Below are 16870 nucleotides of genomic sequence, written 5' to 3' on the forward strand. Positions count from 1 at the left end.
GGCCGTACCGGCATGCCGGTATAGACCCACAGCCGCGGTTTCGGCCGAGCGCCCTCATTCGCTGCTTGACTTATACATATCCGAGCGGTTATACGTCGATCAATAGCCAACGGGTTATTGATTGCGATGACCACCGCGCACGATATGCTGTTCAGGACGCTTGCCGATCCGACAAGGCGCGCCATCTTCGAGCGTCTGTGTCGTCAAGGCGAGCAGACGGTCGGAGCCCTCACCGCGCAGGCCGGCGTGTCGCAGCCTGCGGTGTCCAAGCATCTCGGCGTGCTCAAGGAGGCGGGGTTGGTGCGCGACCGCCATGAAGGGCGCCAGACCCATTACAGCGCTCAGCTCAAAGCGCTCGCGCCGTTGATGGACTGGACGCGCGACATGGCGGGGTTTTGGGAAAGCCGGTTCGACGATCTGGAAGATCTGCTCAAAAGGATGGATCAATGAATGAAATGCCGGCCGGAACGCGCTCCGTGATTGTCGAGCGCGAGATACCTTTTCCACCGGAAAAGATCTGGCGCGCGCTCACCCAACCGCATCTCATCGAGGAGTGGCTGATGAAGAACAATTTCAAGCCGGTCGTGGACCATCGCTTCAATCTGAGCGCGGATTGGGGAGGCGTCGACTGCCAGGTGCAGACGGTCGAGCCCAACAGGACGCTGTCCTACAGCTGGGACACCAAGGACCTCGAGAGCGTGGTCACCTGGACGCTCACCCCGACGAACACGGGCACGCATCTGCGCATGGAGCAGGTTGGCTTCCGCCCCGACCAGGAGCCGTACTACCGCGGCGCCACGGTGGGCTGGAAGCGCAACTTCACGGCCTTGGAGCAGTTGCTTTCGCGGATCGATTGAAGTCCGCCAAAGCTTCAAGAGACAGAGACGGGCCTGGGCGGGCGGCAAACCGCAGGCGTAAGCAATGGAGACACGAAAATGAAGATCAAGCTGACCAGCATCTATGTCGACGACCAGGAAAAGGCTCTTGGTTTCTATACCGACGTTCTGGGCTTCACCAAGAAGGCCGACTTCACCAATGGACCATTTCGCTGGCTTACCGTTACCTCGCCCGACGATCCGAACGGCACTGAACTGCAGCTGGCGCTCAACGACAATCCGGCGGCGAAAACCTATCAGCAGGCCATCTTCAAACAGGGCCAGCCGGCGCTGATGCTTTTCAGCGACGACATCAAGGGCGACCATGAGCGTATCAAGGCCAATGGCGGCAACTTTGCCATGGCACCGACCGCGGTGACCGGCGCGACGATCGCGCAGCTCGACGACACCTGCGGCAACCTCATTCAGCTTTCGCAGCTGGCGCGCTGGTAGGCAGCTCGATCCGTCTCGTCATTTGCAAGGGAGGTTAGATTGAACTGGAGCAAGTGGATCAGGCAGCTTCACCGCTGGCTGTCGATCATCTTCACCCTCACCGTTGTTGCCAATTTCGCCGCCATGGCCATGGGCCCACCGCCCGCCTGGATCGTCTATTCGCCGTTGATTCCGCTTTTCCTGCTGCTGTTCAGCGGCCTCTACATGTTCGTGCTGCCCTATGCCGCCAGGCGGCGCGATGAGCCGGTGCGCGGGCGCATAGGATCGGCCTGATGGCGAAGGCGAAATCGCAGAAGGTTGCCGCCGATTCCCCGGCCGCGAAGCCCGTCCTGCTGTCAGGCGGCAACCCGCAGATCGCCAAGGGCTACGGCGATGTTCCCGTGCAGGCCTATATCGCGGCGATGCCGGGCTGGAAGAGCGGGACCGGGAGGCGGCTCGACCAACTCATCATGCAGGCCGTCCCCAACGTGCAGAAGGCCGTCAAATGGAACTCTCCATTTTACGGAATGGAAGGCGAAGGCTGGTTTCTCGGCATCCACTGCTTCACCAAATACATCAAGGTGGCCTTCTTTCGCGGCATGTCGCTCAAGCCGGTGCCGCCCGGCGAATCCAGGAGCAAGGACATACGCTATTTCCACATCCATGAGAACGACCGGCTCGACGAGGAGAAATTCGTTTCCTGGGTGAAGCAGGCGAGCCAGTTGCCTGGCGAACGGATGTAAGCGCACGAAAGATCAAGCGCCGCCTCCCTGAAAGGGCCATGGTGGCGATTTCTTATCCAGCATCGAGGGAGGAATCGGACATGCAACAAGGCGGCGCGCAGGACGGCAAGTCTCCGTCCGAGTTGATCGACGCAAGGATCAAGGAACTCGGCGACTGGCGCGGCGAGACGCTTGCGCGGCTCCGCGCCCTGATCAGGCAAGCCGCGCCGGAGGCCGTCGAGACATGGAAATGGCGCGGCGTGCCGGTCTGGGAGGACGCTGGCATGATTTGCACCGGCGAGACCTACAAGGCCGTCGTCAAGCTGACCTTCGCCAGGGGCGCGGCGCTGCCCGATCCGGCGAAGCTCTTCAACTCCAGCCTCGAAGGCAACACCAGGCGTGCCATCGATTTCAAGGAAGGCGACGAGGTCGACGCCGATGCGCTGAAGGCACTCGTCCGCGAAGCTGTGGCCCTCAACAAATCCAAGGCCAAGCGCTGAGAGACGGCTGCGGCGAGGCGCTATCGCATTGATCGCGCCGGCTTTTTTGTTCTGCGCCTTCGAGGGCAATCCGTGTTGAAGGCCGGCATTTAAGCAGTTGATGTTATACCGAACCGCATCCCTTCCGGCGGATACTATGCGCTAAATATCGCCATTACGTTGCGCAAGCGTCCGGGCGTTGCCGTGCAATAACTCGTGAAACAAATACTGGACAAATTTATCGCCCGTTAAGCCAGGCGCGTTATGTGGAGTATTGTCGCCGGTAACCGGGCGACATGCGGGGAAGAACATCGTCTCAACCGACGGATGAGCCGGTCGGACAGACACCAAGCGAGCCAGCACAAGCTCCATGGGAATGGGATGAAGCTCTCATCGACCGATGCCGGTCCGCGTCTCATAGGGCTGGTCTGGCCCTTCGTCGCGGTCGTCCTGATCCAGGCACTGGTTGCGACCCTCAGCCTCCACACACTATCGGCCGTCCGCGCCTATGTCGGCGGCGAAAGCCAATGGTCGAAAGGACAGAAGCACGCCATCTATTTCCTGAGCCTTTATGCCGATACCGGCCAGGAAGAATATTTCAGCGAATATCGTCAAGCCATCGCCGTGCCGTTGGCCGATCGCGCCGCGCGGCTGGCGCTCGAACAGGCCGAGCCCGACACGAACGCGGCCCGGCTCGGCTTTCTTGGCGGCAACAATCACCCCGACGATGTCGCCGGCCTGATCTGGCTGTTCCGGAATTTCCGCCGCGTGAGCTATCTCGATACCGCGATCGGCCACTGGACGGCCGCCGACGAAATGATCCTCGCCATCGAAAGACTTGGCGACGACATGCATCGAAGGCTCGAGAACGGGCCGGCGTCGGCGGCCGAGACCGGTCTCTGGAAGGCGCAAATCCACCAGCTCGACCGCCAGATCGGACCGCTTGCCAAGGCCTTTTCCGACAGCCTCGGCGAGGGATCGCGCTTTATCAAGATGGCGCTGACGGCCGCCAATCTCGCCACCGCCGCCCTGCTTATCCTGCTCGCCGTCTGGCGCACGCGCAAGCTGATGAATCAGCGCCAGACATTTCAGAACGCCCTCAATGCCGAGCGCGAGCGTGCTCAGATCACGTTGGCCTCGATCGGCCAGGCCGTCATCAGCACCGATGCCGAGGGACGGCTGGACTATATGAATGCCGGAGCGGAAAGGCTGCTTGCCTGCCCACTGGCCGCCGCAAAGGGAAAACCGCTCAACTCCTTGTTCCGGCTGGTCGACAAGGACAGCGGCGTCGAGGAGGCCGACCTGATCCCGCGCCTGCTGGCAGGCGAGCCGCGCCGCTCCAATGTGCGCCCGCAGCTTATGGAGCGTTCCGACGGCTCGGTCGTGCCGGTGGCGCTGAATGGCGCTCCGCTGATCGTTTCCGGCACGATCCTGGGTTGCGTCCTGGCCCTGCACGACATGACGCGCGAGCAGGACTATATCGAGCGCCTGTCGTGGCAGGCATCGCATGATGCGCTGACCGGTCTCGTCAACCGCCGCGACTTCGAGAACCGGCTGGCAGGCGCGATCTCCGAAGCACCGGAAAGTCCGCGCCGGCATGCGCTGATGTACCTCGACCTCGATCAGTTCAAGCTGGTAAACGATACGTGCGGCCATGCCGCCGGCGACCAGTTGCTGCGCCAGATCTCGGTGCTGCTCGCCAATGAGCTGCCGCCCGGCGACATTCTGGCGAGGCTAGGCGGCGACGAGTTCGGCGTGCTGCTCTTCGATTGCGACGCCGACTGTGCCGCCGCCACGGCCGAACGGTTGCGCGCCACGGTCCAGGATCTGCACTTCTCCTGGGAAGGGCGTCCCTTCAACATCAGCGTCAGCATCGGCATGGTCGAAGTCGCCGATGCCGGCATGACGCTGGAAGCGGTGCTGCGCGCCGCCGATGTGGCCTGCTACATGGCCAAGGAAAAGGGCCGCAACCGCGTCCAGTTCCACAGCGACGGCGACACCGCACTGCGCGAGCGCTTCGGCGAGATGGCCTGGGTGCAGCGCCTGCATGCGGCGCTCGATGAGAACCGCTTCAGGCTGCATGCGCAGGAGATCGCGCCGCTGCGGGACGATATCGTGGAACAGGGCGCGCATATGGAAATCCTGCTCAGGCTGACCGACGAGGACGGCAGCTTCGTCACCCCGCAGAGCTTCATTCCGGCGGCGGAGCGCTACGGACTGATGCCGGCGATCGACCGCTGGGTGGTACGCAACACCTTTGCCACTTTGGCGGCCAGGCGCACCGACCCGCGCGCGACGCCGATATCCACCTGCGCGATCAATCTCTCGGGCGCCACTTTCGGCGACGAAACATTTCTCGGCTTCATGCGCGAGCAGTTTACCGCGCAGGCCATTGCGCCCGAAACGATCTGCCTGGAGATCACCGAGACAAGCGCCATCGCCAATCTGACCGAGGCCATGCGCTTCATTGCCGACCTGCGAGAACTGGGCTGCCGCTTCGCGCTCGACGATTTCGGCTCCGGCATGTCGTCCTTCGCCTATCTGAAGCATTTGCCGGTCGACTACCTCAAGATCGACGGCAGCTTCGTCAAGGACATGCTCGACGACCGCATCGACCGCGCGATGGTCGAGATGATCCATCACATCGGCAAGGTGACGGGAAAACGCACCATCGCCGAATTCGTCGAAAGTGACGGCATCATCGAGGCCTTGAAAGCGATCGGCGTCGATTATGCGCAGGGCTATGCGATTGCGCGGCCCCAGCCATTCGACGCTGCCACGGTGCTGGGGCGCGCGCGGATCGAGCGCGGTGCAACCGCAGACACCCGGCGGACTTCGGCGCAGACGTTGCTCCGCAAGGTCGGCTAGAGCGTGTCGCCCAGAAGTGTGCAGCGGTTCTGGGACAACGACATGCTTCAAAACAAAGACTTAAAAGCGCGTCGCCTGAATCCGGTTCAGCGCGACGCGCTTTAGTAGTCCCACCTTCTAGGCATTCGCCCCTCCGGCTTGCCGCTCCAAGAGGATCGTCGGCTTCTCGTGATAGGTGGTCCGCAGCATTTCGCGATAGCCGTTCTTTTCGGCCACCTTGAGCGAGGCGCCATTTTCCGGATCGATGATGCAAACGGTTCTCGCCTGCCCGAACGCCTCATCGCCCCAGGCGACGATCTGCCCGACGACTTCGCTCGCAAGTCCTTGACCCTGCGCCTCCGAGGCTAATGCCCAGCCGGCTTCCGGCACGCCCTCAAGCGATGGCTGGATGTCTCGCTTCAGGTCGTGGAAGCCGACCTCGCCAATAAAAGAACCCGACGCCTTGTCCTCGATGGCCCAGAAGCCGTAGCCGATCAGCGACCACAGGCCGGCATGGCGAAGAAAACGCATCCAGCTCTCCTCGCGGGTGCGCGCCTTGCCGCCGATGAAACGGGTGACGGCGGGCTCTGCCCACATGGCGGCATAGGTTTCGAAATCGTCCAGCCGGTGCGGCCGCAGAATGGTGCGCGCCGTCTCGAGTATCGGCACGCCGGCTTCCGTTTTCATGCTCATGCATTCCCCTCCATTGAGGCGGCAGCGCTTAGCAAACCAGCACGTTCGAGCAAGGGCCAGGATCGGCCGGGTCATCCTCCAGCGCTACGATTTCGGCGTCTGGGAATTTTGACCGACGATGCTACTCTTCGAACCTACACGATTAAGCCACGTCGCGCCGCCGCCTAATGCATGTCGCCCAGACGTGTACGCGGTTCTGGGACAACGACATGCATAAAAACAAGGACTTAAAGCGCCTCGCCTGAATCCGTTTCAGCGCGACGCGCTTTAGCGCAGGGAAAGAACATGGACACCACTGATCTTGTCTTGGCCATCCTCCATCACCTGCTGGTGTTCTCGCTGGCCGGCATCATCGGCGCCGAATTCGTGATGGTACGCGGCGATTTGGGGGCGGCGACGCTCAAGCGCCTTGCCGGCATCGACCGCCACTACGGCATCATCGCCGCGCTGATCGTCATCGTCGGCATCTGCCGGGTGTTCTTAGGCCTGAAGGGCTGGGAATTCTATGTCTACAACTGGGTGTTCTGGGCGAAGATGGTGGCCTTCATCATCGTCGGCCTGTTGTCGATCGTGCCGACCATGCGCTTCCTCTCCTGGAACAGGCAGGCGAGCGGCAATCCTTCCTTCGCGGTGCCGGCGGCGGAACTCGCCTCGGTGAAGAATTATGTCCGCGCCGAGGGCTTCATCTTTCTGCTCATCCCGGTCTTTGCCGCGGCAATGGCACGCGGCTACGGTTACTAGAGCGGAAAACCACCTAGACCTCGGCCGGAAACGTCTCATTCAGCGGCGCGATCGGCACCGGCGGCGCCGGTATGTCGGTGGTCTTTTCCTTCGACTTGCAGATGTCGGCGATGACGCAGGCCGGGCAATCGGGCTTGCGCGCCTTGCAGACATAGCGGCCATGCAGGATCAGCCAGTGATGCGCATGGCGCATATATTCAGCCGGGATGACCTTGAGCAGCCCCTCTTCGATCTGTTCCGGCGTCTTGCCGGGGGCCAGCCCGATCCGATTGCCGATGCGGAAGATATGCGTGTCGACCGCCATGGTGTGCTGGCCGAAGGCGACGTTGAGCACGACATTGGCGGTCTTGCGCCCGACGCCCGGCAGCTTCACCAGTTCGTCGCGATCCTGCGGCACCTGGCCCGCATGGTCGTCAACCAGGGCCTTCGACAACGCGATTACGTTCTTGGCCTTGTTGCGCCACAGACCGATGGTACGGATATAGTCGCCGACCTTGGCCTCGCCCAACGCCAGCATCCTGGCTGGCGTGTCGGCCGCCGCGAACAGCGCCCTCGTCGCCTTGTTGACGCCGGCGTCGGTCGCCTGCGCCGACAACACCACCGCGACCAGCAGGGTGAAGGCATTGACATAGTCGAGCTCGCCCTTCGGCTCCGGCCGCTGCACACAAAAGCGCCGGAAGATCTCATGCACCTCGGCAGGGCTGTAACGCGACCGCGACGCGGCTTTTCGCGGCCGTCGACCGGGCGCCCGCCCGCCGCCGGCGACGGCGGGTTGAGACTTTTTGACAGCTACGGATTTTTTGGATTTGGGAGGCGCCATTTCCTTCCTATAATATTCCCTCATGAGCGACACAAACGCCTCGTTCCAGGCCGACGAGCCATTTTTCCAGGCCTTGCTGACGCCGCACCGCTCGCTCGGCCGCACCGGCTTCCTGATCCTGATGGGAGCGCTTCTGTTCGGCTGGATCGTCATCGGCGCGTTCTTCCTGGCGCACGGCGCCTGGCCGGTGTTCGGCTTCTTCGGCCTCGACGTGATCGCCGTCTACATCGCCTTCCGCGCCAATTACCGCGCCGCGCGCGCCCGCGAGGAAATATCGGTCTCGCGCACCAGCCTCGACATCCGCAAGACCGCGCCGTCCGGCCGTTCGGAAGCACATCATTTCAATCCGTTCTGGACACGGTTTTCGATCGCCCGCCACAGCGAGATCGGCATCACCAAAATGGCCGTGGAGGCGCAGGGCAAGAGCGTGGCGATCGGCGGCTTCCTCAACCCCGACGACCGCGAAAGTTTCGCGACCGCCTTTTCGCGCGCGCTGGCGACCGCCAAGGCGCGTTGACGCATCAGAACCGGTAGCGCAGCAGCCAGCCGACCTTGCGCATAGCGGGGATAAGCTTCCAGAGGCCAACGAAGAGACGCGCGGACCAGCCGGCTCTCCAACGCCTTGCCGTAAAGCGTCATCAGCAAGGTCTCCCTTGCTCCGGTCAGATTTACCTTTTCGCCGGCCATGACCGTCCTCTTCGGCTCGAAGCTGGGCGGCAGGAAGGCAAGTTTCGGGTGGTTGCAAAGCTCTGGAAGAACGATATTCGCGCTCAAGGAGATATTGCCATGAACGCCCAGATAACCATGAATACCCGCATGAAACCGTCAGCGATCCTTCAGAACGACATCACGCCGGAAGGCAGCGACTACGAGGTCGTGCGCCGCGCCATCGAGAAGATCAGCCTCGACTACCGCGACCAGCCCTCGCTCGAGGTCCTGGCCGAGGAAGTCGGCGAGACGCCGACCGGCCTGCAGAAACTCTTCACCCGCTGGGCCGGCCTGTCGCCCAAGGCCTTCCTGCAAGCGGTGACGCTCGATCATGCGCGCAGGCTGCTCGATTCCGGCATGCCGCTCCTGGAGACCTCGTTCGAGCTCGGCATGTCCGGCCCCGGCCGGCTGCACGACCTCTTCGTCACCCATGAGGCGATGTCGCCCGGCGACTACAAGACCCGGGGCGCGGGTCTCACCATCCGCTATGGCTACCACATCTCGCCTTTCGGCATCGCGCTGATCATGGTCACCGACCGGGGTCTCGCCGGCCTGGCCTTCTGTGACGCCGGCGGCGAGCGGGCTGCCTTCGCCGACATGTCCGGCCGCTGGCCGAACGCGACTTACGTCGAGGACATGTCCGCCACCCAGTCTTACGCCGCGCGCGTCTTCGACCCGACGCATTGGCGCGCCGACCAGCCGCTGCGCGTGGTGATGATCGGCACCGATTTTCAGCTGCGCGTCTGGGAAGCCTTGCTGCGCATCCCGATGGGCAGGGCCTGCACCTATTCCTCGATCGCGGCAAGCATCGGCGCGCCGAGCGCCAGCCGGGCCGTAGGCGCCGCAGTGGGCGCCAACCCGATGTCGTTCGTGGTGCCCTGCCATCGCGCGCTGGGCAAATCCGGCGCGCTCACCGGTTATCACTGGGGCCTGACGCGCAAGCGCGCAATCCTTGGTTGGGAAGCGGGGCAGGTGTCCTGAAACATCGATTTTTTGGCATCCCATTGCGAAAAACCGTGTATCGAAATATAAATCGGTACAGTTCAAATAAGCTGATCAAATTATTGACAAAATACAACCGGCGGCAACCTCTGGTTATATCGCCGGTTTTCTTTGAAGTTGCTTTCCATTATTATTCGATTTAACGCTAAATTAACCACGATAAAGGGAAGATGACCCTATGTTGAGCCGTACCATCCGGCTCGAAAGAGGGGTCTCAATGAACTTCCTTCGCGCCGTCATGGCTGCGAGCCTGCTGGCCGCCTGCGCCGGCCAGACAGCATCGGCCGCCACCACCGGAAATGTGCTGTTCAACGGTACGATCACCGCGACCTGCACAGTCACGATCAATTCTAACGGCACGATGACCGTCAGCAGCAATCTTCAGTCGCTGAGCTCGCATAATGCCGGCGGCTCGGCCGGCAGCGCTCAGGTCGATACCACGGGCGGCGTCTCGCTCAGCGTAGACCCGGTGACCACGACGACCGTGCCGGCCTCGGACACTACGGCGACGACATGGACCCCCACCTTTGCCACTTCCGGCGCCCAGACGATTGCCGAAACCGGCACCGCGACCGCGCTGACGGTGCCGGGCACATCGACGGTCGCCGTCAATCTTGTCGGCACCAAGAGCGGCACAAACCGCTTCTCCGCCGGCAACTACCAGGCAACGGTGACGCTGCGCTGCGAATAGTCTTGTCGCGAAAGGAGCGGTCCTTGAGAACGATTGCAATTCTGGCGGCGGGCCTGACCGCCGTGCTGTCTCCCATCGCCGCGACCGGCCAGTCGATGACGCCGATGCGGGGCGAGGTGCGATCCTTCGCGGATGCCTTCGCCGTTCGTGTCTTCCCAGGCAACCCGTACAACCAGCGCATACGTGTCGAGGTTCATGTCTATGACCAGGATTTCCAGCCGGTCGACGCCAAGATCACGCCAAGCGCCTTCCTTCTGGCCGGCCAGGCATCGCGTCCGGTTCTGGTGGTCGTCCCGTTCGACGGCGCGAACGAGCGTAAAGTGCGTATCTGTACCGAGAGTATTCCCTTTCCAAGCGAGCAGACGCAGATAAGGGCACAGATATGCGGAAAGTTTTTCGGGCATCGCAGGTTCTGACCTTGTCGCTGCTGCCCCCCTTGGCTGTCGTAAGTCAGGGGCTTGCCGAGGACATCCTGAACCTGAACCAGAACCAGACCGGTTTCAGTCTGCCCGGCGTCAGCCTGCCTCAGGGCCAGGACGAGGTTCATGCCAGCGACGGCACGACCTGCCGCTCAGCCGTCTCCGGCAGCGGCGCCTATCTCGACCTCGGTGTCATCCAGGGCAACAACAGCAGCAACCAGACCAATAGCGACATCGCCACATATGGCCGCGTGGTGATCCCGATCGGGCGGACGCCGAAACGCGTCGATTGCAGCCGCCTCTATGAATTGGAAGTCGAGCGCCTGCAGCTTGAATTGAAGCTCCTGAAAATGGGCCTTGGCGCCGACGGCCAGACAACGGGGAGCACGACGAGCACCGCCGCCACGGCTTCCGCGGCTCCCGCGGCCCGCTCGGCGACATCGGCAGGATGGGCCAACGAAGGCTGGAGCATCAGAGGCACAACCGGCAATGAAAAGAAAAAGAAGAGGAAATAGCCGCGCGCTGCTCACGATAGCAGCGCTTGCCGGCTTCTGTCTCCCGGCACAGGCGGCGATCGTCGGCACCTGCACCATCATGATCGGGGCGTCGGGAACGATGAAATCGAACCCCTCTATCAACATCTTCGGCTCCAAGCAGGCGGGCGGGTCGAGCGCCGGCGCCACCATCACCGCGAATTCGACGCTGTGTTCCGTCCTAAACCTGCTAGACTGCTATACCGTTTCCGCGCCCGCGCCGGCCGCTTTCACGTCCGCGCCGAGCGGCGGCGACACCAATGTAACTTTCGCCTCCGTCTTCCGCCTCGACGGCTCAGGCGTGGACATTCCGGGCAGCTCGCCGCAGCGGGTGACCAACGGCACCCACACCATCCAGGTCGATCTCACCGCCACGAAGTCGCCCGGCATCTTCCCGGCCGGCAATTATCAGGGCATGGTCACGGTCCGCTGTGAATGATGCTGTGGGCCAAAGGCTCGCGCAACCGACATGATCTGGCAACCGGCGGGCTTTGCGGCTAGCTTCGCGCCCAGCCTGCAATTCCACGAAAGCGCTTCACGTATTTCGCCCGGAATTGCGCAAAAAGCAGATTCTTGGAGCAGGTCCGCCTTTCAGCACAGGCCGACCCGCTTCAGCGGGAGGCACTTTTTTGATTATCATTGTCGGTTCGATCAACCTCGACCTCATCGCCAATGTCGACCGCTTGCCGGAACCCGGCGAGACGGTGCGCGGCTCCAGCTTCGCCACCGCGCCCGGCGGCAAGGGCGCCAACCAGGCTTTGGCCGCGGCGCGCGCCGGCGCGCAGGTGCGCATGGTGGGCGCGGTCGGCAAGGATAGTTTTGCCGCCGAAGCGCTCGCCCTGCTCAAGGCCGGCAATGTCGACCTCTCCGGCGTGGGCGAGAGCTTCGCCTCCACCGGCACGGCCTTGATCCTGGTCGGCGCCGACGGCGAAAACGTCATCGCCGTCGTGCCCGGCGCCAACGACTCGGTCGTGCCGGGTGATGTCGCCAAGGCCTACCTCAAGAAAGGTGATGTCGTGCTCTTGCAGCACGAGATCCCGCTGCAGACGGTCGAGGCCACGCTTGACGCGGCGCGCGCGGCGGGCGCCGTCAGCGTGCTCAACACCGCGCCCTTCCGTTCTGAAGCCGCCGGCTTCCTCGGCAAGGCCGATTATGCCGTCGCCAACGAAACCGAGTTCGATCTCTATGGCGAGGCCCTGGCGCTTTCCGGGCGCGACCGCCCTGCCCGCATGCGCGACTATGCCCTAAAGACAGGCCGCGCGATCGTCGTCACGCTGGGCGGCGACGGCGTGCTGGCGGCCACGCCGGACGATTTCCTCGCCATTCCGGCGCTGAAGATCACCCCGGTCGACACCGTCGGCGCCGGCGACACGTTCTGCGGCTATTTCGGTGCCGGCCTGTCATCCGGCCTGCCGCTTCAGGAAGCGCTTACCCGCGCCGCCGTGGCCGGCTCGCTCGCCTGCCTGAAGCCCGGCGCGCAGCCGGCTATCCCGCTGGCAAAGGATGTCGACGCTGCCTTGGCGGCGGCACGGTAGCCGCCATGCGCCCCGTCACAAAACATGCCGTGCCGCCGGCGGGCGATATCTGCCGCCTCTCCGCTGTCGATCTCGCCGACAACATCAGGCAGCGCCATCTGTCGGCGCGCGAGGTGGTGAGCGCCTTCCTCGACCGCATCGAGGCGGTGAACCCGCTGGTAAACGCCATCGTCTCGCTTCGCGAGCGCGCCGACATCCTGGCCGAAGCCGACAGGGCCGATGCCCATCTGGCCCGGGGCGGCGAGGCCGGATCGCTGTTCGGCCTGCCCATTGCCATCAAGGACCTCGCTTTGACCAAGGGGCTCAGAACCACGTTCGGCTCACCGATCTTCGCCGATTTCATTCCCGACGAGGACGAATTCTTCGTCGAGCGCATCCGCGAGGCCGGCGTCATCATCATCGGCAAGACCAATGTTCCGGAATTCGGCCTGGGCTCCAACACTTACAATCCGGTCTTCGGGCCGACGCTCAATGCCTTCGACCCGGTGCTGACCGCCGGCGGCTCGAGCGGCGGCGCGGCCGTGGCGCTGGCCCTCGACATGGTGCCGGTCGCCGACGGCAGCGACTTCGGCGGTTCGCTGCGCAATCCGGCCGCCTATAACAACGTCTACGGTTTCCGTCCCTCGCAGGGTCTCGTGCCCGCCGGCCCGGCTTTCGAGGTCTTCCATTCCCAGATGGGCGTCGAAGGACCGATGGGCCGCAGCGTGCGCGACATCGCGCTGCTGCTCGATGAACAGGCTGGCTATCACCCGCAAGCGCCACTGTCATATGCCAAAGAGGGCTCGTTCCTCGACGGCTTGCGGGCGAAGACGTCCGGCGGCCGCGTCGCCTGGCTGGGCGACCTCGGCGGGCACCTGCCGACGGAACCGGGCGTCCTCGACCTTTGCGAGGCCGCCCTTGCGCGCTTCGCCGACGCGTCGTTCCACAGTGAAGCGCTGGTCCCGGATGTCGACTTCGAGGCGCTGTGGCAGGCCTTTGTCACCTTGCGCCAGGCGAGCAGCGGCTGCGGGCTGAAGACGCATTACGACGATCCGGCAAAACGCAGGCTTCTGAAGCCTGAGGCCGTCTGGGAAGTAGAACAGGCGATGCGTCTCACCGCGCCGCAAGTCCATGCCGCAACGGTCCGGCGCAGCTCTTGGCACCGCACGCTGCTTGCACTGTTCGAACGCTTCGACCTGATCGCCCTGCCCAGCGCTCAGGTCTTTCCGTTCGACGTCTCGACCCATTGGCCGCGCGAGGTCGCCGGGCGGACCATGGACAGCTATCACCGCTGGATGCAGGTCTCGGCCTTTGCCACGCTCGGCGGCTGCCCGGGGCTGAACGTGCCGGCAGGCTTCGACGACAAAGGCCGGCCCATGGGCATGCAGTTGATCGGCCGCCCGCGCGGCGACCTCGCCGTGCTCAAAGCCGGCGCCGCCTATGAGGCGACGCTGCCCTGGTCGGCGGGAGCGGCCTAATGCATGTCGCCCAGAGGTGTGCAGCGGTTCTGGGACAACGACATGCATCAAAACAAAGACTTAAAGCGCGTCGCCTGAATCCGGTTCAGCGCGACGCGCTTTTAAGCCACCTTGGTTGGCAAGGCCGGACGGCTTGCGCCGGCAGCGGCGCCGTGCATTGATCCGCGGCGCTCTGTCCCGTTCGAGGAAAGACCATGTCGCTGGAACTTTACGCAACCTATGTCGTCGCCTGCATCGTCATCATCCTGGTGCCCGGTCCGACAGTGACGCTGATCATCGCCAACAGCATCCGCCACGGCTCGCGAGCGGGCTTGGCCAACGTAGCCGGCACCCAGGCCGGGCTCGCCATCATGATCGCCATCGTCGGCATCGGCCTCAACACGCTGATCGCAGGCATGGGCCACTGGTTCGAATGGGTGCGGCTGATCGGTGCCGCCTATCTGATCTGGATGGGCGTGCAGATGTTCCGCGCCAAAGGCACTCTGAACCCCGACGGATCGGCGAGAAAGCCGCGCGGCGGCTTCTTCCTGCAGGGTTTTCTGGTGGCGATCTCAAATCCGAAGACGCTGGTGTTCTTCGGCGCCTTCTTCCCGCAGTTCATCGCGCCGCAGGGCAATTACACGCTGCAGATCGTGGTGATGGGCCTGACCGCCATGATCTTCGCCGCCATGTCGGACTCGACCTACGCGCTTGCCGCCGGCCGCGCCGGCCGCCTGCTGTCTGCCAGCCGCGTCAGGCTGATGTCGAGGATCAGCGGCAGCTTCCTGGTCGGCGGCGGGTTGTGGCTGGCGTTCTCGAAGGCGAAGTGAGCAGTCTTCCCCTTCTCCCCTTGTGGGAGAAGGTGGATCGGCGCGCAGCGCCGAGACGGATGAGGGGTGTTCCAGCGAAGTGAGGCGTTGGCATTACCTGGAACACCCCTCATCCGACCTCGCTTCGCGAGGCCACCTTCTCCCACAAGGGGAGAAGGCAAAACGAGGCGCTACAGCCGCCCCAGCCGCTCCACCAGCAGCGCGAAGAAGCCGTCATGGTCGATGTCGCGCATCACCGTGGCGTTCTTCTCCCGCTTGGTGACGCCCCACCAGTCGATCACCGTCATGCCCATGGTGAGTTCCGACGCGGTCTCGACGCTGACATTGCAGCGGCGGCCCTTGAACAGCTCCGGCTTGATGAGATAGGCGATCACGCATGGATCGTGCAGCGGCCCGCCATCGGTGCCGTATTTTTCCTCGTCGTAACGTTCGAAGAATTCCAGCATCTCGGCGGTCGCGGTGCCGACCTTGGTGCCGAGCTGGCGGAAAGCCTGGATGCGCTGGGACGTGGTCAGCGCCTTGTGGGTGACGTCGAGCGGCATCATCACGATCGGAATGCCCGATTTGAACACCAGATCGGCGGCCTGCGGGTCGACATAGATGTTGAATTCAGCGGCCGGCGTGACATTGCCGCCTTCGAAGAAGCCGCCGCCCATCAAGACGATTTCCTTGATCCGCGGCGCGATCCTGGGCTCGCGGATCAGCGCCAGCGCGATGTTGGTGAGCGGTCCGAGCGGGCAGAGCGTGATCGTGCCGCTTTCCTCGCGCATCAGCGTCTCGGCGATGAAATCGACGGCGTACTGCTCCTGCAGCTTCATGGTCGGCTCTGGCAGCTGCGGGCCGTTCAGGCCGGTCTTGCCATGCACTTCCTCGGCGGTGACGAGTTGGCGCGCCAGCGGGCGGATGGCGCCGGCATAGACCTTGACGTCGGGCCTGCCGGCCAGTTCGCAGATCTTGCGGGCATTGTTCTGGGTCAGCTTCAGCGGCACGTTGCCTGCAACCGCTGTTATACCGACGATCTCCAGCTCGGAACTGCCGAGCGCCAGCAATATGGCGACGGCATCGTCCTGGCCGGGATCGGTGTCGATGATGATCTTTCTGGATTGGGGCATTTCAATTCCTTTTGGGAGTCTTTTTGGGCGGGGTTTAGGGCATGATCCCGAAAAGTGGGACCCGGTTTTCGGACAAGATCATGCTCCAACGAAGAGCTGAAACAGGATGGCGGTTCAAGGAAACGTCATCCGGTTTCAGTGGCTTGAACTTGATCGCGCGGCGGACCATATCAAGACCATCGGGAAAAATGCCATCCGGGTTTTTCCAGTTTGTGTCGCTCTTCAGAGGACAGTGTAACAATGAGTCGAATGACGCCCTTCTCCAGCCCCCTTCTTCTGGGTTTCGATGCCATGGAAAAGACGCTCGAGCGTCTGGCGAAATCGGGCGACAGCTATCCTCCCTACAACATCGAGCGCCTGAACGCTTCTGACGGCAACGCCGAGAGGTTGCGTATCACGCTGGCCGTGGCGGGCTTCGCCGAAAGCGACCTCGATGTCACCACGGAGGAAAACCAGCTGATCGTGCGCGGCCGTCAGACCGACGACACCGAGCGCGAATTCCTCCACCGCGGCATCGCCGCGCGCCAGTTCCAGCGCTGTTTCGTGCTGGCCGACGGCATGCGGGTGATCGCGGCGGAACTGAAGAACGGCCTGCTGTCGATCGATCTCGACCGGCCGGAGTCCGAACGGCTGGTACGGAAAATAAACATTTCGGTGAAAGACTAACCTTCGCCGATGGCTCTATGCGAGGCGGCCAATCCTGGCGTCCTCGCGCCAAGGAGGCTTGAAATGACCAGAACTGAAGAAATGATCACCATGACCAGCGGCGAACTCGCCCATCTCGGCGAAGGTTCGGTCGCTTATCTGAGGAAAGTGTCGAGCGATGACCTGCGCGGCCGCTTCCCCGGCCTCGAGGAGATCGCACCCGGCATGGAGCTGTGGGCGCTGTTTGCCGCCAACGGCCAGCCGATCCTGCTTTCCGATGCCCGTGACCGGGCGCTGGCAGGTGCGCTGGAAAACGATCTGACCACGGTCGCGATCCACTAAACCATGAT

At 63.2% G+C, this 16870-nt stretch carries 22 protein-coding genes; 19 read left to right on the plus strand and 3 right to left on the minus strand.

The window, feature by feature from the left end; all coding sequences use genetic code 11:
- Window positions 1–126 precede the first annotated feature (126 nt).
- The 7 genes from RFM98_RS18415 to RFM98_RS18445 all read left to right on the plus strand — a co-directional run bounded on the left by RFM98_RS18415 (window position 127) and on the right by RFM98_RS18445 (window position 5376).
- Window positions 127–450, plus strand: a complete 324-nt coding sequence (locus tag RFM98_RS18415) for an ArsR/SmtB family transcription factor (RefSeq protein ID WP_040990288.1) — start codon at window positions 127–129, stop codon at window positions 448–450.
- Window positions 447–857, plus strand: coding sequence for an SRPBCC family protein (locus RFM98_RS18420; protein WP_320310214.1), 411 nt, complete (start codon window positions 447–449; stop codon window positions 855–857). The genes RFM98_RS18415 and RFM98_RS18420 overlap by 4 nt, the downstream gene beginning before the upstream one ends.
- Window positions 858–935: 78 nt before the next feature.
- The gene (locus RFM98_RS18425; protein WP_320310215.1) at window positions 936–1328 is read left to right on the plus strand and encodes a VOC family protein; all 393 of its coding nucleotides are present in this window, start codon (window positions 936–938) and stop codon (window positions 1326–1328) included.
- Window positions 1329–1367: 39 nt separating this feature from the next.
- Entirely contained in the window at window positions 1368–1601 is a 234-nt protein-coding gene (locus RFM98_RS18430; RefSeq protein ID WP_320310216.1) for a hypothetical protein, read from the plus strand.
- Window positions 1601–2050: a DUF1801 domain-containing protein gene (locus RFM98_RS18435; protein WP_320310217.1), complete on the plus strand. Its 450-nt coding sequence runs from the start codon at window positions 1601–1603 to the stop codon at window positions 2048–2050. The genes RFM98_RS18430 and RFM98_RS18435 overlap by 1 nt, the downstream gene beginning before the upstream one ends.
- Window positions 2051–2130: 80 nt before the next feature.
- A complete protein-coding gene (locus RFM98_RS18440) occupies window positions 2131–2529 on the plus strand; it encodes a DUF1801 domain-containing protein (RefSeq protein WP_320310218.1) in 399 nt (132 codons plus the stop codon).
- Window positions 2530–2889: 360 nt separating this feature from the next.
- Complete coding sequence (locus tag RFM98_RS18445; RefSeq protein WP_320310219.1) at window positions 2890–5376, plus strand: EAL domain-containing protein; 2487 nt, start codon at window positions 2890–2892, stop codon at window positions 5374–5376.
- Between the two features lie 117 nt (window positions 5377–5493).
- Here RFM98_RS18445 and RFM98_RS18450 read toward each other — a convergent pair whose 3' ends face one another.
- A complete protein-coding gene (locus RFM98_RS18450; RefSeq protein WP_430682326.1) occupies window positions 5494–6042 on the minus strand; it encodes a GNAT family N-acetyltransferase in 549 nt (182 codons plus the stop codon).
- Between the two features lie 291 nt (window positions 6043–6333).
- Between RFM98_RS18450 and RFM98_RS18455 the strand changes: the two genes are divergently transcribed.
- The gene (locus RFM98_RS18455) at window positions 6334–6789 is read left to right on the plus strand and encodes a DUF2214 family protein (RefSeq protein ID WP_320310221.1); all 456 of its coding nucleotides are present in this window, start codon (window positions 6334–6336) and stop codon (window positions 6787–6789) included.
- A gap of 13 nt (window positions 6790–6802) precedes the next feature.
- Here the strand turns inward: RFM98_RS18455 and nth are convergent, their stop codons facing one another.
- Window positions 6803–7609 carry an endonuclease III gene (gene nth / locus RFM98_RS18460; RefSeq protein WP_320310222.1) on the minus strand — a complete coding sequence of 269 codons (807 nt, stop codon included), beginning with the start codon at window positions 7607–7609 and terminating at the stop codon, window positions 6803–6805.
- Between the two features lie 22 nt (window positions 7610–7631).
- On the opposite strand from nth, the gene RFM98_RS18465 reads away from it, so the two are divergent.
- The 9 genes from RFM98_RS18465 (at window position 7632) to RFM98_RS18505 (ending at window position 14763) form a co-directional block, all read left to right on the plus strand.
- Complete coding sequence (locus tag RFM98_RS18465) at window positions 7632–8126, plus strand: DUF2244 domain-containing protein (protein WP_320310223.1); 495 nt, start codon at window positions 7632–7634, stop codon at window positions 8124–8126.
- Between the two features lie 269 nt (window positions 8127–8395).
- Window positions 8396–9298 (plus strand): methylated-DNA--[protein]-cysteine S-methyltransferase, encoded by a 903-nt coding sequence (locus RFM98_RS18470; protein WP_320310224.1) that lies wholly within the window; start codon window positions 8396–8398, stop codon window positions 9296–9298.
- Window positions 9299–9536: 238 nt separating this feature from the next.
- Window positions 9537–10010, plus strand: coding sequence for a hypothetical protein (locus tag RFM98_RS18475; protein WP_320310225.1), 474 nt, complete (start codon window positions 9537–9539; stop codon window positions 10008–10010).
- A 23-nt stretch (window positions 10011–10033) separates the two neighbouring features.
- On the plus strand, window positions 10034–10426 hold the full coding sequence (locus RFM98_RS18480) for a PDZ domain-containing protein (RefSeq protein WP_320215457.1): 393 nt from the start codon (window positions 10034–10036) through the stop codon (window positions 10424–10426).
- Window positions 10393–10944 (plus strand): hypothetical protein, encoded by a 552-nt coding sequence (locus RFM98_RS18485; protein WP_320310226.1) that lies wholly within the window; start codon window positions 10393–10395, stop codon window positions 10942–10944. The genes RFM98_RS18480 and RFM98_RS18485 overlap by 34 nt, the downstream gene beginning before the upstream one ends.
- Complete coding sequence (locus RFM98_RS18490) at window positions 10919–11401, plus strand: hypothetical protein (protein ID WP_320310227.1); 483 nt, start codon at window positions 10919–10921, stop codon at window positions 11399–11401. Before RFM98_RS18485 ends, RFM98_RS18490 begins: the two co-directional genes overlap by 26 nt.
- 190 nt (window positions 11402–11591) lie before the next feature.
- Window positions 11592–12497: a ribokinase gene (locus RFM98_RS18495; protein WP_320310228.1), complete on the plus strand. Its 906-nt coding sequence runs from the start codon at window positions 11592–11594 to the stop codon at window positions 12495–12497.
- 5 nt (window positions 12498–12502) lie between these two features.
- Window positions 12503–13954, plus strand: coding sequence for an amidase (locus RFM98_RS18500; RefSeq protein ID WP_320310229.1), 1452 nt, complete (start codon window positions 12503–12505; stop codon window positions 13952–13954).
- A gap of 194 nt (window positions 13955–14148) precedes the next feature.
- The gene (locus tag RFM98_RS18505; protein ID WP_112096583.1) at window positions 14149–14763 is read left to right on the plus strand and encodes a LysE family translocator; all 615 of its coding nucleotides are present in this window, start codon (window positions 14149–14151) and stop codon (window positions 14761–14763) included.
- Between the two features lie 170 nt (window positions 14764–14933).
- On the opposite strand, the gene RFM98_RS18510 is transcribed toward RFM98_RS18505, so the two are convergent.
- Window positions 14934–15875, minus strand: coding sequence for a nucleoside hydrolase (locus RFM98_RS18510; protein WP_320310230.1), 942 nt, complete (start codon window positions 15873–15875; stop codon window positions 14934–14936).
- Window positions 15876–16115: 240 nt separating this feature from the next.
- On the opposite strand from RFM98_RS18510, the gene RFM98_RS18515 reads away from it, so the two are divergent.
- Both RFM98_RS18515 and RFM98_RS18520 read left to right on the plus strand, forming a co-directional pair.
- Complete coding sequence (locus RFM98_RS18515) at window positions 16116–16541, plus strand: Hsp20 family protein (RefSeq protein WP_320215450.1); 426 nt, start codon at window positions 16116–16118, stop codon at window positions 16539–16541.
- Between the two features lie 63 nt (window positions 16542–16604).
- Entirely contained in the window at window positions 16605–16862 is a 258-nt protein-coding gene (locus RFM98_RS18520; protein ID WP_320215449.1) for a BQ00720 family protein, read from the plus strand.
- Window positions 16863–16870: the final 8 nt, after the last annotated feature.

This window comes from Mesorhizobium australafricanum, assembly GCF_033977265.1.
GTDB classification, from domain to species: Bacteria; Pseudomonadota; Alphaproteobacteria; order Rhizobiales; family Rhizobiaceae; genus Mesorhizobium; species Mesorhizobium australafricanum.

Bases quoted from the DNA above. Each gene is read 5' to 3' on its own strand.
- RFM98_RS18415 (WP_040990288.1), top strand. From the start codon at position 127: ATGACCACCGCGCACGATATGCTGTTCAGGACGCTTGCCGATCCGACA.
- RFM98_RS18420 (WP_320310214.1), top strand. From the start codon at position 447: ATGAATGAAATGCCGGCCGGAACGCGCTCCGTGATTGTCGAGCGCGAG.
- RFM98_RS18425 (WP_320310215.1), top strand. From the start codon at position 936: ATGAAGATCAAGCTGACCAGCATCTATGTCGACGACCAGGAAAAGGCT.
- RFM98_RS18435 (WP_320310217.1), top strand. From the start codon at position 1,601: ATGGCGAAGGCGAAATCGCAGAAGGTTGCCGCCGATTCCCCGGCCGCG.
- RFM98_RS18440 (WP_320310218.1), top strand. From the start codon at position 2,131: ATGCAACAAGGCGGCGCGCAGGACGGCAAGTCTCCGTCCGAGTTGATC.
- RFM98_RS18445 (WP_320310219.1), top strand. From the start codon at position 2,890: ATGAAGCTCTCATCGACCGATGCCGGTCCGCGTCTCATAGGGCTGGTC.
- RFM98_RS18450 (WP_430682326.1), bottom strand. From the start codon at position 6,042: ATGAAAACGGAAGCCGGCGTGCCGATACTCGAGACGGCGCGCACCATT.
- RFM98_RS18455 (WP_320310221.1), top strand. From the start codon at position 6,334: ATGGACACCACTGATCTTGTCTTGGCCATCCTCCATCACCTGCTGGTG.
- nth (WP_320310222.1), bottom strand. From the start codon at position 7,609: ATGGCGCCTCCCAAATCCAAAAAATCCGTAGCTGTCAAAAAGTCTCAA.
- RFM98_RS18465 (WP_320310223.1), top strand. From the start codon at position 7,632: ATGAGCGACACAAACGCCTCGTTCCAGGCCGACGAGCCATTTTTCCAG.
- RFM98_RS18470 (WP_320310224.1), top strand. From the start codon at position 8,396: ATGAACGCCCAGATAACCATGAATACCCGCATGAAACCGTCAGCGATC.
- RFM98_RS18475 (WP_320310225.1), top strand. From the start codon at position 9,537: ATGAACTTCCTTCGCGCCGTCATGGCTGCGAGCCTGCTGGCCGCCTGC.
- RFM98_RS18485 (WP_320310226.1), top strand. From the start codon at position 10,393: ATGCGGAAAGTTTTTCGGGCATCGCAGGTTCTGACCTTGTCGCTGCTG.
- RFM98_RS18490 (WP_320310227.1), top strand. From the start codon at position 10,919: ATGAAAAGAAAAAGAAGAGGAAATAGCCGCGCGCTGCTCACGATAGCA.
- RFM98_RS18500 (WP_320310229.1), top strand. From the start codon at position 12,503: ATGCGCCCCGTCACAAAACATGCCGTGCCGCCGGCGGGCGATATCTGC.
- RFM98_RS18505 (WP_112096583.1), top strand. From the start codon at position 14,149: ATGTCGCTGGAACTTTACGCAACCTATGTCGTCGCCTGCATCGTCATC.
- RFM98_RS18510 (WP_320310230.1), bottom strand. From the start codon at position 15,875: ATGCCCCAATCCAGAAAGATCATCATCGACACCGATCCCGGCCAGGAC.
- RFM98_RS18515 (WP_320215450.1), top strand. From the start codon at position 16,116: ATGAGTCGAATGACGCCCTTCTCCAGCCCCCTTCTTCTGGGTTTCGAT.
- RFM98_RS18520 (WP_320215449.1), top strand. From the start codon at position 16,605: ATGACCAGAACTGAAGAAATGATCACCATGACCAGCGGCGAACTCGCC.